This is a genomic window from Brevibacterium linens (assembly GCF_003999335.1).
GTDB lineage: Bacteria > Actinomycetota > Actinomycetes > Actinomycetales > Brevibacteriaceae > Brevibacterium > Brevibacterium linens.
This window is the reverse complement of sequence record NZ_CP026734.1, coordinates 94,238-108,449: the sequence shown is the minus strand read 5'-3', so window position 1 is coordinate 108,449 and position 14,212 is coordinate 94,238. Positions and strand designations below refer to the sequence as shown.

The 14,212-nt window shown below is 65.8% G+C and carries 9 protein-coding genes and 1 pseudogene; 4 read left to right on the top strand and 6 right to left on the bottom strand.

The window, feature by feature from the left end; genetic code table 11:
• Positions 1-69: 69 nt before the first annotated feature.
• The 5 genes and pseudogenes from CXR29_RS00470 to CXR29_RS00450 all read right to left on the bottom strand — a co-directional run bounded on the left by CXR29_RS00470 (position 70) and on the right by CXR29_RS00450 (position 7,220).
• A complete protein-coding gene (locus CXR29_RS00470) occupies positions 70-1,323 on the bottom strand; it encodes an aminopeptidase P family protein (protein ID WP_127363561.1) in 1,254 nt (417 codons plus the stop codon).
• A 100-nt stretch (positions 1,324-1,423) separates the two neighbouring features.
• Positions 1,424-2,732 (bottom strand): annotated as a pseudogene (locus tag CXR29_RS00465) (MFS transporter).
• Positions 2,733-2,972: 240 nt separating this feature from the next.
• A complete protein-coding gene (locus CXR29_RS00460) occupies positions 2,973-5,453 on the bottom strand; it encodes a cytochrome b/b6 domain-containing protein (RefSeq protein WP_127363560.1) in 2,481 nt (826 codons plus the stop codon).
• A gap of 1 nt (position 5,454) precedes the next feature.
• A complete protein-coding gene (locus CXR29_RS00455; protein ID WP_127363559.1) occupies positions 5,455-6,432 on the bottom strand; it encodes an electron transfer flavoprotein subunit alpha/FixB family protein in 978 nt (325 codons plus the stop codon).
• Between the two features lie 11 nt (positions 6,433-6,443).
• Positions 6,444-7,220, bottom strand: coding sequence for an electron transfer flavoprotein subunit beta/FixA family protein (locus tag CXR29_RS00450; protein WP_025777250.1), 777 nt, complete (start codon positions 7,218-7,220; stop codon positions 6,444-6,446).
• A gap of 418 nt (positions 7,221-7,638) precedes the next feature.
• Between CXR29_RS00450 and CXR29_RS00445 the strand changes: the two genes are divergently transcribed.
• Entirely contained in the window at positions 7,639-8,094 is a 456-nt protein-coding gene (locus tag CXR29_RS00445; protein ID WP_127363558.1) for an Lrp/AsnC family transcriptional regulator, read from the top strand.
• Positions 8,095-8,386: 292 nt separating this feature from the next.
• Here the strand turns inward: CXR29_RS00445 and CXR29_RS00440 are convergent, their stop codons facing one another.
• Entirely contained in the window at positions 8,387-10,336 is a 1,950-nt protein-coding gene (locus CXR29_RS00440) for a hypothetical protein (protein ID WP_127363557.1), read from the bottom strand.
• 261 nt (positions 10,337-10,597) lie between these two features.
• Between CXR29_RS00440 and pdhA the strand changes: the two genes are divergently transcribed.
• From pdhA to CXR29_RS00425, 3 genes are read left to right on the top strand one after another with little or no spacing between them, the layout of a single operon-like run.
• On the top strand, positions 10,598-11,704 hold the full coding sequence (gene pdhA, locus CXR29_RS00435) for a pyruvate dehydrogenase (acetyl-transferring) E1 component subunit alpha (protein WP_025777247.1): 1,107 nt from the start codon (positions 10,598-10,600) through the stop codon (positions 11,702-11,704).
• Complete coding sequence (locus CXR29_RS00430; protein ID WP_127363556.1) at positions 11,701-12,756, top strand: alpha-ketoacid dehydrogenase subunit beta; 1,056 nt, start codon at positions 11,701-11,703, stop codon at positions 12,754-12,756. The genes pdhA and CXR29_RS00430 overlap by 4 nt, the downstream gene beginning before the upstream one ends.
• Positions 12,756-14,201, top strand: coding sequence for a dihydrolipoamide acetyltransferase family protein (locus CXR29_RS00425; RefSeq protein WP_127363555.1), 1,446 nt, complete (start codon positions 12,756-12,758; stop codon positions 14,199-14,201). The genes CXR29_RS00430 and CXR29_RS00425 overlap by 1 nt, the downstream gene beginning before the upstream one ends.
• The last annotated feature ends 11 nt before the right edge of the window (positions 14,202-14,212 follow it).

The following is a 14,212-nucleotide window of genomic DNA, read 5'->3' as shown; positions in this document are numbered from 1 at the left end:
TACGAGACGATGTGCGCTCGCAGAACCGGCCGACGCCCAGGTTCTCGGTCGATTCGAACGGACTGCCGATCAGGCCGGAATGATGTTGTGTTCGGGGCCGAAGGGGAACTTCGTGATGTCCTCGGATTCGTCCTCCCCGACGACGACGATGTCGTGTTCGCGGTATCCGCCGGCGCCCGGCTGCCCCTCGGGAATGGTGATCATCGGTTCCATGGAGATGACCATGCCCGGCTCGATGACGGTGTCGATGTCCTCGCGCAGTTCGAGCCCGGCCTCGCGCCCGTAGTAGTGGCTGAGCACGCCGAAGGAATGCCCGTAGCCGAAAGTGCGGTTGGCGAAGAGCCCGTGCTCGAGATAGATCTCGTTGAGCTCGGCCGCGATGTCCTTGCACACGGCGCCCGGCTTGATGAGTTCGATGCCGCGCTTATGCACCTCGACGTTGACATTCCACAGCTCGAGCGAACGCTCATCGGGCTGACCGTAGAAGAGTGTGCGCTCCAGTGCCGTGTAGTAGCCGGTCGGCATCGGGAAGCAGTTGAGGCTGAGGATGTCACCCTTGCGGACCTTGCGCGTGGTCGCCCAGTTGTGGGCGCCGTCGGTGTTGATCCCCGACTGGAACCACACCCACGTGTCTCGAACCTCCTGGTCGGGGAAGGTCTTCGCGATCTCGTGAACCATCGCCTCGGTGCCGATGAGAGCGACCTCGTACTCGCTGATCCCTTCGGTGATCGCCTCTCTGATCGCCTCGCCGCCGAGGTCGCCGATTCTAGCGCTGTGCTTGATCACCTCGATCTCCTCGGCCGACTTGATCATCCGCTGGCGCATGGCCTCGTGGGAGACGTCGACGAGCGTTGCGTCCGGGAATGCACCCTGGAACCGATTGCGGTTCTCCAGCGGCAGATTGTCGTCCTCGACGCCGAGGCGGCGGGGATTGCCGATCCCACGTTGACGCAATCCCTCTTGGATCGCGAAGTAGTAGTTGTCCCGACGCCAATCGGTGTAGACGATGTTTTCGCCGTAGCTGGTCCGCCAGGGCATGCCGGCGTCGATGTTCGCGGTGATGGTGACCGTGTCGTCGGGCGTGACGACCATGGCATAGGACCTGCCGAAGTAGGTGAAGAGGAAGTCAGAGTAGTACTTGATGTTGTGGTACGAGGTGAGGATCACGGCGTCGAGCTCCTTCTCGGCCATGATCGAACGCAGTCCGGTCAGCCTGCGCTCCATCTCCGCGTCGGAGAACGTCAGTGGTGTCTTCGACCCGTTGTGCAGGACCTTGATTCGCTCCAGGTCGGCGACGGATGCGTTGTCGGCGAAGGTGGTCATCGTTTTCTCCTATTCGTTCGGCACGGCCGCGCGTCGGGCACAGCCGCGTGTGATTGACAGCTGCGCGTCCGGCGAGCTGCGAGAGTGGCGGCTGCGCTCGTCAGACTTCGCGCAGGGGTTTGTGGAAGGTCTCCTTGGCGCAGATGACAGCGCCCAAGCAGACGGCCGCGGCGGCCATGAGGTACCAGCCGGGAGCCAGGTTCGAGTTGGTCACCCCGATGAGCAGAGTGGCCATGAACGGCGCCGTACCGCCGAACAGCGCGTTGGAGACGTTGAAGCTCACGGCAAATCCGGTGTAGCGGATCCGGGTCGGGAACATCTCTGCGAGGAAGCTCGGCAGGGTACCGTCGTTGAGCGTGAGCATGGCCCCGAGGGCGATCTCAATGAGGACGACGACAGCGAAGCTTCCGGTATCGAGGAGCATGAAGGCAGGCACCGTGAGGACGATGAAGCAGATGGAGGCGATGGTGAGCATCCGTTTGCGCCCGAATCGGTCGGAGGCCAGACCGGTGAGCAGGATGAAGCCGATGTAGGTCACAAGAGCAATGGTCGTGGCGACGAATGATTCCGTCGCCCCGTAGCCGAGTTCCGTGGTGAGATACGTGGGCATGTAGGTGAGGACGACGTAGAAGCCGACAGCATTGAGCAGGACCGCGCACATCGCGATGAGCAGCGGACGCCAGTGATCACGGAACATCGCGAACACCGGGGCCTTGATGACCTCGTCCTGCTGCGCGAGCTCACGGAAGGCCGGGGTGTCCTCGAGCCGGGTGCAGATGTAACGGCCGATGAGTCCCATGGGCGCGGCGAGGAAGAACGGGAGCCTCCAACCCCAGGTCTCCAGCTGAACGTCGGTGAGGGCAGCGGACAGCACTGCGGCCAGCACGGAGCCCAGCAACAGGCCGGTCGCCGTGCTGGCGGGAAACCACTGCCGCGTACAGTCCGCGTCGCCGCGGTGGTGCGTATTCGACGAGGAACGCCGAGGCACCCGCATATTCGCCTGCCGCGGAGAATCCTTGGACGAGGCGGACGATGAGCAGCAGCACCGGTGCGAGGAAGCCGGCGACGGCGAAGCTCGGCAGCAGACCGATCGCAAAGGTCGAGACCGACATGATGAGGATCGACACGGACAGTGCTGAGCGGCGTCCGATCTTGTCCCCGATATGTCCCCAGATGAAGCCGCCGATGGGACGGACGACGAAGGACACGGCGAAGACCGCGAAGGTCGACAGGAGAGCGAGATTGCCTTCGGACCTGGGAAAGAAGACGAGCGAGATCGTGGTGGCGAAATAGCCGTATACCCCGTAGTCGAACCATTCGACGAAGCTGGGGGACGACACGTCGCAGCGTCCGCTTCTGTTCGAGTGTGGGGTGCTCGGACGATGACGGCCTCGTCTTCGCTGCGTCATTGTCCTCTGGAGCCAGGTCCGACTTCATTGTCTTCTCCGATGTGGTGGGCGGCTGAGATTCCCAGAGTTGCATTTATTGCAACTAGGTTGCATTCAACACTAAGGTCATCGCATTCCCCGGTCAAGAGATTTCTGTCGGGAATGCGAAAGGACAGCGATCAGGCCCTGCCGGATTCAATATCCGACAGGGCCTGATCGCCGTCCATCTCGGCCTGACCGGCCGAGTGATGAGTGTCTGTCCTACCTGCTCGAAACGCGTCCGAAGAGATTCGCGATCGGAGCCAGCAGCAACGGCCTGGCCGCGAACCACCCGGCCACGACCACGACCATCGCGACGAGGAACCAGATGAGCCCGGCCCAACCGAGCACATTCGTACCCGCGAACATGTACCCGAGATTCTGCCGCAGTCCGGTCGTGAACACGAGGAACACGTGGACGAGGATGAAGAACACGAAGAACAGCATCGTCGGGAAATGGATCGCACGAGCCAACGGCGCCGGGTAGAACTTGTTCAGCCTCGCAGCATCCTTCGGCCACCACTCGCTCATCCGCACACCCGTGATCGCCGCCAACGGAGCCGCGATGAACACGACGATGAAGTACATCAGCTGCTGGAGAGCGTTGTAGTTGACCCACGCCTCTTCCATCGGCCATTCCATCGTCGCGTACTGCAGCATCGCCGAGACCGCGTTCGGGAACACTTCCCAACTGGTCGGCACGATCCGCGCCCAATGCCCGGACACGAACAGCAGCACGACGAAGACCACACCATTGGCCAGCCACAGCAGATCGAGGCTCGTGTGCATCCAGAGGTTGATGCTGACCTTCTTCCCACCCTTCTTCGGGGTGTAGAACGCCGGCGGCTTCTGCTGGTGACGCACCTGCAGACCCGACCGGATGATGAGCACCATGAAGAAGAGGTTGAGGAAGTGCGTCCACCGCACCCAGCCCGGGAACCCGGGATCGACGAATTCCGGGATGTGATACTCGCCCGGGTAGCGCTCGAGGAACTCCGGCACACCCGGCAGGGTCGTGACACCGCGGGCGGCGAGGATGAGGATCCCGGCCGCGACGATGAGTCCGCCGAGTCCCAGTCCGACGAGCTTCGACCACTGTCCCAGCGACTTCGAACCGATCATGACCGGTTCCTTCGTCGCTGCAGGCTTCGCCGAGGCAGTACTGCCCGAACCCGACGATGTGGCCTTCGCAGCCGGTGCCGTCTTCGCGGCCGGCTTGTCCGCGGTGCGTGCCGCAGCCGTGTCGTCGGCCTTCGCGGCGGGCTTGGCCATCGGCTTTCGCTGGGCAGGCTTGTCCGTGGTCTTCGCCGCGGGCTTGCCCATCGGCTTGCGCTGAGCGGGCTTCTTCTCGGCTCCGTCGGTGGACTTGTCCGACGCCGAGGCGGCTCCCGCTGCCACAGCACCTGCACCGGCAGCGGCTCCCGCACCTGCGGCTGCCGCACCGGCACCGACACCACCGATTCCGGTGCGTCGACCCTGGGGCTTCTTCTCACCGGATCCGTCGGCTGCCGCCGGCGTCGCATCCTGCTTCGCCTCAGTCGTCGACTGTGCATCCTCGGCAGATTTGCCGGCCTCGGCAGATGCGGCATCGGTCGACGTGGTCTCAGCGGCCTTCTCTTCAGCCGGAGCCGAAGCGGCAGCCGAGCCTGCGGCAGGTTTAGCAGCGTGTGCGGGGGCGAGCCCTTCCGGTGGCCAGGGGTCTCCCCCGGCGGTGCGGGGAAGTCCACGGCGCAGGGGAACATCGGAGAGTTCTCCGGAGCCCGAGCCGCCAGCAGCAGCTGCGGCCACACCGGCACCGGCAGCACCGGCGCCAGCTGCGGCGGCAGCGGGAGCAGCGGACGACGATTCAGACGTGGAATCGACTGACGTATCAGCCAAGGCGGTTTCGGCAGAGTCGGCCTGAGCAGCGGATTCCTGCGCGGTGCTCTCGGCGGGCGCGGATACAGCCGCTGCCGGAGCAGCGTCGGCAGCCGAACCCCCAGCAGCCTTGACTCCGGCGGGCGCGAAGCCTTCCGGCGGCCAGGGGTCTCCGCCGGCGACGCGCGGCAGACCACGGCGCAACGGAACCTCGGCGGCGGGAGCAGATTCAGAGGCGGCAACGGCAGCGCCAGCCGCAGCTCCGGCACCGGCCGTTGCAGCGGCGGCAGCCGGGGCAGCCGACGACTGTTCGTCCGACTCGACGGACGCCGCGTCCTCGGTCGAATCCTCGACAGCGACATCCTCTTCGACTGCAGGCTCCTCGGAAGCAGGCACTTCGGCCGACGCAGCGGGAGCGGCCGAAGCACCGGTGGCCTTCACCCCGGCAGGAGCGAGACCTTCCGGCGGCCACGGCTCTCCACCTTCGACGCGCGGCAGACCGCGGCGCAGCGGAACCTCGGCCGCAGGAACGGCTTCAGCAGGAGCGGCATCGGCTGCATCATCGTCATCGCCCGCCGTCGCAGCAACGGCCGCACCGCCGGCAATTCCGGCAGCGCCGGTGCCCGCCGCAACAGCAACACCGGTCGACAAATCCTCGGCGTCGGTCACTTGCGCGTCGGCCGCCTCGGCGGGGGAACCTTCATCCAGTTCCTCCGTCTCGGCAGTCTCCGGCAGCCACGACGCGCCCTCTTCCAAGGGTTCGCCGATGGTGCCGTCCGGGGGCCAGGGGTCTCCGCCTTCGACCCGGGGCAGACCCGAGCGCAGCGAACTGGAATAGGTGGCCATATCAGGACTTGTTCTCGCTCAGTGATTCGATGGCCTGGGGAACGACCTTGAACAGGTCGCCGACAACACCGAAATCGGCGATGTCGAAGATCGGAGCTTCGGCGTCCTTGTTGACCGCGACGATGGTCTTCGAGGTCTGCATACCCGCCTTGTGCTGAATCGCACCGGAGATGCCGAGAGCCACATAGAGCTGCGGGGACACCGACACACCGGTCTGGCCGACCTGGTGGGACTGGGCGATGTAACCGGCATCGACGGCCGCACGGGAGGCACCGACGGCAGCACCGAGGGTATCGGCGAACTCGCCGACGAGCTCGAAGGACTCCTCCGAACCGACGCCGCGACCACCGGAGACGACCTTCTGCGCACCGCGCAGCTCGGGACGCGAGGAGGTTTCGACAACAGCTTCGAACGAATCGATCGCAGCCGAGCGCTTACCGGAATCGGCAACCTCGAGGGCCTGCGTGTTCGCGGACTGTGCCTCGGCGCGGGCTTCGATCGAACCCAGACGCACGGTGACGATGGGCGCACCGAAGGTCGGGGCCGAGGAGGCGGTGTAGCCGCCGCCGTACACGGAGTGGTTGGCCACGATGCCCTCGGAGTCGCGTTCGAGTCCGATGGCGTCGACGGACACGGCTGACCCGCTGCGCACGGCATAGCGGCCGGCGATGTCACGACCGTCGAGGGTATTGGGCACGAGTACGGCGTCGGGCGCGGTGAGCTCCGCAGCCGCGGCCACGGCATCGACGGCTGCGGTGCCGAGGTTGCCCTCGACGGCTGCGGCGGTCAGGGTCGCCACGGCACCGAGTTCGGCGGCCTTCTCGGCAGCGGCGTCGGCGCTGCCGGCGGCGAGCACGAGGGCGACGGGCGAGCCGATCTCAGCGGCACCGCCGAGCAGTTCGGCGGCCGGCTTCTCCAGCTGGCCTTCGGCATCGGCGGTGAGGACGACGAGAACGGAATCCTGCGGGAATTCTGACATGACGATTCTCCTTAGGCCAGACGGTTCTTGGTGAGGTATTCGGCGAGTTCGACTCCGCCATTGCCTTCGTCGACGACCTTCTCGCCGGCTTCGCGCGGCGGCTTCTCGGCGACGGTGACCATGATCGAACGCGCGGTCGACTGATCTTCGGCGTCGATGTCGAGATCGGCCAGGCTGATGACCTCGAAGGGCTTCTTCTTCGCTGCCATGATGCCCTTGAAGTTCGGGAATCGGGCCTCGGGAAGCGCCTCGGTGATGGAGATGACGGCGGGCAGTTCGGCCGAGACCTGCTGCTTGCCGCCTTCGATGGCGCGGCTGCCGGAGACCTTGCCGCCTTCCAGTTCGACGGTCGTCAGGCCGGTCACGTGCGGGTAGTCGAGATGCTCGGCGAGCATCGCCGGCATCATGCCGCCGTTGCCGTCGGTGGAGACGTTGCCGGTGACGACGAGGTCGTACTCACCGCGGCGCAGAGCAGCGGCGAGCACCTCGGCGGTCAGCCCGAGATCGGCACCGCCCAGCGACTCGTCGGCCACGTGCACGGCATTGTCGGCGCCCATGGCCAGACCCTTGCGGATCGTGGCGGTCGCGGTATCGGGCGCCATCGAGATGACGGTCACCTCGGTGTCGCCGTCGGAGTCCTTCTGCGTCAGCGCGACCTCGAGGGCACGCTCACCGATCTCGTCGAGGACGGCTTCCGAGGCGCCGCGATCGGCAAGCCCGGTTTCCAAGTTCAACTTGCGGTCGCCGTAGGTATCCGGGACCTCTTTGACCAACACCGCGATCTTCAAGGATGACTCCTTAGGTTCGTGAAGCAGTTCCAGCTGCGTGAGACTTTCGTCTCATAATCTACAGGTGGCTGATTTCCGTCCGTTGACCGGGTCCAGGTAAGAACCGGCCATGTCCATCACCCATGGTACGTGGTAGGCACCACAGATATCTCCGTTACTGTACGAACGATCGACAGAATTTGTCCAGCGCGTCGGACTCCGCAACCATGCGGACTTTCCTCGCCGAGGCGGTCCCCCTGTCGTCGACGACGGGACCTCGACGCAGGGTCATCCCCTCGCCGAGGCGGGGCCCTAGAATGGGAAGGAGACCGACCATTCCTCCCGGTGCCCATCGCCGCCTCTGCGCGCGAGTGCATCAGGGCAGGTTGAACGCAGAGGTCGCAGGCAAGACGCAGACATCAACGGTGAAGGAGCGCCCGTGGCATTCGACCTCGACGACATCGACCGCAGCATCATCGCCGCCCTCGTCGAGGACTCGCGCCTGAGCGTGCGCCAGCTGGCCGAACGCGTCCACATCTCCCGCTCTGCCGCGCACAAGCGCTTCACCACCCTCATCGAATCGGGGGCGATCAGGAAATTCACCGCCGAGGTGGACCGCGAGGCCCTCGGCATGACAGTCACCGCAGTTGTCGTCGTCAAGATCGGCGACCGCCCCTGGCCGCAGGTCCGCGAGGACTTGGCCGCTCTGCCCTTCGTCGAGAAGGTCCAAGCCGTCAGCGGTGACATCGACGCCCTGGTCACCGTGAACGCCCCGGACAACACGGCCCTGTCACAGGTGATCCTGCGCCGGATCCACGAAGTCCCGGGCGTCGCATCCTCCCGCTCACTCCTCATCCTCGACGAGGCGGAGGGACATCGCCCCGGCGCGGGGTGAGGGCCGCGATTTTCCCGCCCGACAGGGCACCTACTTCTGACAGCGCGAAGCCCCCGGCGCCGGAATTTGCGCCGAGGGCTTCATGACGTGAAACAGAGAGAATCGCGCACGCCGCATCCACCACTTCAAGCCAGCGTGTCAACCGCCTTAGGAAAGACCAGCGTTGCGTAATTCTCATAGGCTAGCCTAACCCGGGGATCGGGTGTGCACAACAGTCTGGTGCCGATTTCTCCGCCGTTGCACGGAATCGGCGCAGGCGCCGTCACAGTGGAATCGGGACGCCTGCCTCGTTCTAATCCCTCGGCCCCGCGAGCAGCATGAGCCCGGCGCCGGCGACGATGCGTCGGTACACCGGCTCCACGGAGATCGCGCCATCGGTCTTCGTGAGGAGTCCGAGCTCGGCGAGCTCCTGCAGCTCGTCAGCCAGCAATGCGGAGAGCCGCTCCGCACGCTCCTCGTCGATGTCGAGTTCGGGGCGTTCGGGCGCGGCGTCGGGAGTGATGATCTCGATGAGACGCTGGGCGATCGTGATCGCCGGGGCTGCGAAGTCTTCTCCGGGGACGAGGTTGACCACATCGAGGAGCCGTTCGTAGATGAACGCACCGATGACCGGCAGCGCTGTATCCGCGCTGACCTCGCCTGAGCGCCACTGGTCGGCAGCGCCGGCGGGGCGGACCTTCGTCCCGGTGATTTCGATGATCTCCGCACTCTGCATCACGGCCCACATCGCTTCGAGGACGGGCACCTCATCGGCGCTGCGCGCATAGTTCACGCCGTCTTCGTACCGGGCGTTCGAGGCCACACCGACGGCGTCGATGCCGAACTTTCCGGCCGCCTCGGCGATATCTGCGCGCTTCACCCGCCCTGTTCCGGTCACCTGTCGGAAGTCGCCGATCCATTCGAGCATGCTGGCCACACCTGTGACGAGGTTGTTGTTCGGCAAGGGCTGCGCGAGCTGCTCCTCGTTCAGGGCATTGGCTTCGACGGCGGCCATCAGGGCCGAGGGCAGCGGGTCTGTGCGCATGCTCGCGGCCTCGGCGCGGGCGCGGGCGGAGTTCCAGCGTTCGGGGGATTCGTCGGTGTCCATGCGGAAGCGGAGATAGTTGTCGAGAGCTTCGAGGCTGTCGAGGAAGATCACTGTCGAAGGCGATTCGCCATCGGTCTTCTCGGCTTCCTCCTGTCCGTCGACGGCGAAGCTTTCGAGGACGTCGAGGAGGTCGTCGATTCCCTCCGGCTCATCGATATCTGCGCGGGAGGACACGGCGATGCAGAACAGGAGGTGGGCGATGTCGAAGACCTCTGAGTCCTCGTCGACATCATCGTAGGTCTCGGCCAGCCAGTCGCGGAAGCGCTGGTAGAGCGGCATCTCGTAAACGGTCTTCTCGACCTCGTCCATTCGTTCATCGGCGCCCCGCCGGTCACCGTTGGGATTCGCCTGCGCAGTCGCCTCGGCACTCGATCCGCCGAGCCACTCCGGCAGCTCCTGTGCTGCGGCAGGGCCGTCCTGGGCTTCCTGGACATCGTGGTTCACGTGGCCGGTGGAGCCGTAGGTGCCGGCAACCGGTTCCGGATAGCCGTCGAGCGGCATGAGCTCGTCGACGACCTGTTCGGCTGAGACCTTGTCCCGCTTGGTCAGTCGTACGACCGCAGCGGCCACGGCGAGCATGGACCCTTCGAGGACCGGACGTCCGCTGTTGCTGGTGATGAGGCGGTCGAGACTGTCGACGACGCGTCCCTTATGCGCCAGGGCCAGGATGTCGCGGGCTGCGTTTCGGGACTTCTTCACCGGCCACTTCGGCGCCATCACTCCGCCGAGCTTCGGTCCGTGCACTTCGTCGGTGAACCATTCGTCGACCAGACCCATCGCCGCCCCGGTCACCTGTGCGACGCTCGGCTTGAAATCCTCGGGGTCGGAGGGCAGGGAGGCCACAACAGCCTCGGCGCGCATGATATCGCCGTCGGCGAAGGCAAGGGAGAAGGACCGCAGCGCCCCCAGAGCCAGTCCGCGGTGAGCACCGACCGGGTTGAACAGACGGCGGTTGTACTCCCCCTGCGCCTTCTCCATAGCTGCGTGGAATTCGGCTTCGGTGAAGTCCGCATTCGGATCGTCGATGTCGACGCCTTCGGCCTTGAGGAACGGCGCCAGTTCCCGCATCATCCGATCGCCCATGCCGGGGTCGTGGCTGATTTTGCCGCCCGCTGCCATACCGTGGAATTCGGGACCGTCGAAGAAAGTAGACACGCATTGCTCCTGCCGAGGATGAACTGAAGCAATAACGGTAACAAGTCAGACCTCGTCCGCCCCAGAACCGACCCGGCATGGCTCCGCGGCTTTATCGAGATCACACTTCGGGCCCAACCGACCCGGGATCCACTCAGCCAAACGTCCACTCGGCCGGCCGGAACCGGCCCCTTCGTCCCGAGTTCGCGACACGTTTGGCCGCCCGTCCTCACCTGCACCTAAGCCATGGAATCGTGACTCGCCTCACGCCACCATGGGGCCATGACCATTGACGTTCCCACCACAGGCCGCTCACTGCCCCAGCTGCAGCCGATCAGCTTCATCGGCGCAGATGGCCGGCTCACCGACACTCCGACCGAAGGGCTGCGGATCCCCAGCGATGCCACCCTCACCGGTCTCTACCGGCAGATGGTCCTCGTCCGCCGGTTCGAAGCGCAGGTCACGCACCTGACCCGACAGGGTCGACTCGCGACCTATCCCTCCGCGGCAGGTCAGGAAGCCGCCGAGGTGGGGGCCACCACCGCGCTGGCCCCGAACGATTGGCTGTTCCCCACCTACCGCGACTCGGCAGCGCTGCTGACCCGCGGAGTGCCCGTCGCCGAGATCCTCGCCGCCTTCCGCGGGGACTGGCACTGCGGTTTCGATCCGCACGAATATCACGCCTCACCTGCGGCGACACCGCTGGCGACGCAGACTCTGCACGCCACGGGATTCGCGATGGCCGCGAAGCTCAAGGGCGAGGACGCCGCGACCCTGACCTTCCTCGGCGACGGCGCCAGCAGTGAAGGCGATACCCACGAGGCCTTCAACTTCGCTTCCGTGTGGCAGACCCCGACGGTGTTCGTCCTGCAGAACAACCAGTACGCGATCTCCACTCCCCTGCGGGAGCAGACGAACGCGACGATGCTCGCCGACCGGGCCGCCGGCTACGGAATGCCCGGCCTGCGCGTCGACGGCAATGACATCGCCGCCGTGTTCGCCGCCGTCTCCGCGGCGCTGGCGCGCGGTCGGAACGGAGACGGTCCGACCCTCATCGAGTGCCTCACCTACCGGATGGAATCGCACACGAACTCCGACGATCCGACGAAGTATCGCGACTCCGAAGAGGTCGAACACTGGAAGCAGTTCGATCCCATCGACCGTCTCGAGAAGTATCTGCGACAGACCGGCGCCCTCGACGATGCCACGATCGAACAGATCGCCGAGGAGGCAGAGACCCTGGCTGCGTCCGTCCGCGATGCCATGAACCAAGAGGCCGAGATCGACCCGCGCGAGCTCTTCGCGCACGTCTACGCGACCCCGCGCACTGCCCTGGCCGAGCAGCAGCAGGTCCTCGAAGCCGAACTCGCAGCGGCGGGTCACGCATGAGCGTCGAAACGGGCACCGATCCGACCGTGGTGAACGGCGAAACGACCACAGCCGCCTCGGCGACAGCACCCACCCCGTCGTCGGTGACGATGACGAAGGCGCTCAATCAGGCGCTGCGCGATTCCCTGGCCGACGACGACACAGTGCTCGTCTTCGGCGAGGATGTCGGCCGCCTCGGCGGGGTTTTCCGGGTCACGGAAGGTCTGCGGGCCGAATTCGGGTCGAACCGAGTATGGGATTCGCCGCTCGCGGAGTCGGGCATCATCGGCACCGCGATCGGCATGGCGATGAACGGGATGCGGCCCGTGGTCGAGATGCAGTTCGACGCCTACGCCTACCCCGCGTTCGAACAGATCGTCTCCCATGTGGCGAAGATGCGGAACCGGACGAAAGGCCGGGTCAGCCTGCCGATCACGATCCGGATTCCCTACGCCGGCGACATCGGCGGCGTCGAGCATCACTCGGATTCCTCGGAAGTCTACTGGACGTCGACGCCGGGGCTGACCGTCGTCACGCCGTCGAATCCGGCCGATGCGTATTCGCTGCTGCGCGACTCGATCGCCTCCGCCGACCCGGTCGTGTTCATGGAGCCGAAGTCGCGGTATTGGATGAAGGAGACGCTGAGTCTGCCGGTGTCCACGGCGCCGATGAATCGGGCCGAGGTCATCCGCGAGGGCTCCGACGTCACCCTGCTCGCCTACGGTCCGACCGTGCGCACGGCACTCGATTCCGCCGAGGCCGGAGCCGAACACGGACTGTCCATCGAGGTCATCGACCTGCGTACGCTCTCACCGTTCGACGATGAGACGGTGTCCGCCTCGGTGCGCAAGACCTCGCGCGCGGCGATCATCCACGAGGCCGCGCAGTTCGGCGGATACGGCGCCGAGGTGGCCGCCCGCCTCACCGAACGCAACTTTACTTACCTGTCTGCCCCGATCCTGCGGGTCGCCGGGTTCGATGTGCCCTATCCGTCGCCGAAGCTCGAGGAGTTCTACTTGCCGACCGTCGAACGCGTACTCGATGCGCTCGAGTCCTGGGATTGGGAGCTGTGATGAGTGCTGACGTGAATACGGGTACGCGCGAGTTCATCCTTCCCGACCTCGGCGAAGGCCTCACCGAGGCGGAGCTGATCTCGTGGAAGGTCGAGATCGGAGACGAGGTCCACGTCGATCAGATGGTCGTCGAGGTCGAGTCCGCGAAGTCCGTCGTCGAGCTCCCCTGCCCGTACGCCGGGCAGGTCGTCAGCCTTCACGCAAACGCCGGGGACACCGTCAGCGCAGGCCAGGCCCTGCTCACCGTCGCCGAGGCGGGGGTCGAGGCAGGCGCGGGTCCTGGGGCAGGCACGGGTGCTGAGTCGGCGGACAGCGAATCGGGCGGCGCGAACCTCATCGGCTACGGCACTTCGGAACCGAAGACCCGTTCGGCGAAGAAGCGCTCGTTCGGCGGCAAGCACGCGGCCACACCGGTTGCGACATCTACCGCCGCACCGACTGCGGCGCCCGCTGTTCCGACCGTCATCCCGGATGCCCCGTCGCAGCCGCCGGCCGAAACCCCGGCTTCCCCCAGCAGCTCATCGACGACTGCGAACGACCGTGTCTCCCCCGTGTCCTCGCCACTGGTGCGCAAGCTCGCAAAGGATCACGGCATCAGTGCCAAGAGCCTGCCCGGCACGGGCCCCGGCGGGGTCGTGACCAGGGCTGATGTCATGGCCGCGATCGAGTCCGGGGCAGGTGCCGCTGCCCACGTCCCCGCGGGGACGTCACCGGCGAAGGCATCTTCGCCTGCTGCGAGCTCCGACCAGAGCGACCGCGATACCCGCACCCCGATCACGGGACTGCGCAAGGTCGTGTCCGAACGCCTGACGAAGTCGCGGCAGGAGATCCCCGAGGCCACAATCTGGCTCGACGTCGACGCCACCGAGCTGCTGGCGACGAAGAAGGCGCTCGAGGCCCGCACGGGTGAGAAGTATTCGCTGCTCTCGCTCGTCGCCCGCTTCGTCGTGGCCGGTCTGAAGAAGTACCCGATCATCAACTCGTCGATCGATACGGCTGCCGGTGAGATCGTCACCCACGGTGACATCAACCTCGGCCTGGCCGCGCAGACTCCGCGCGGGCTCATGGTCCCCGTCGTCCACGGGGCCGGCGAGCTGAGCCTGCGGCAGCTGCGCGACTCCGTGTCCGGAACCGTCGGGAAGGCCGCCTCGGGGAAGTTCGATCCGTCCGAGCTGACCGGCGGCACGTTCACCCTGAACAACTACGGGGTGTTCGGTGTCGACGGTTCGGCCCCGATCATCAACCTCCCCGAGGTGGCGATGCTCGGTCTCGGCCGGATCAAGGACCGCCCGTGGGTCGTCGACGGCGAGCTGACGGTGCGCAAGGTGATGTACCTGTCGTTCGTCTTCGACCACCGGGCGTGCGACGGTCAGGAGCCGAGCGAGTTCCTCACCTTCGTCGCCGACTGCATCGAGAACCCGATCTCACTGCTGCCCGAGCTCTGAGGCCATCCGGC

Excerpts from the sequence above, each read along its gene's own strand:
- CXR29_RS00460 (WP_127363560.1), bottom strand. The coding sequence starts at position 5,453 with ATGGCCACCTATTCCAGTTCGCTGCGCTCGGGTCTGCCCCGGGTCGAA.
- CXR29_RS00470 (WP_127363561.1), bottom strand. The coding sequence starts at position 1,323 with ATGACCACCTTCGCCGACAACGCATCCGTCGCCGACCTGGAGCGAATC.
- CXR29_RS00430 (WP_127363556.1), top strand. The coding sequence starts at position 11,701 with ATGAGCGTCGAAACGGGCACCGATCCGACCGTGGTGAACGGCGAAACG.
- pdhA (WP_025777247.1), top strand. The coding sequence starts at position 10,598 with ATGACCATTGACGTTCCCACCACAGGCCGCTCACTGCCCCAGCTGCAG.
- CXR29_RS00425 (WP_127363555.1), top strand. The coding sequence starts at position 12,756 with ATGAGTGCTGACGTGAATACGGGTACGCGCGAGTTCATCCTTCCCGAC.
- CXR29_RS00455 (WP_127363559.1), bottom strand. The coding sequence starts at position 6,432 with ATGTCAGAATTCCCGCAGGATTCCGTTCTCGTCGTCCTCACCGCCGAT.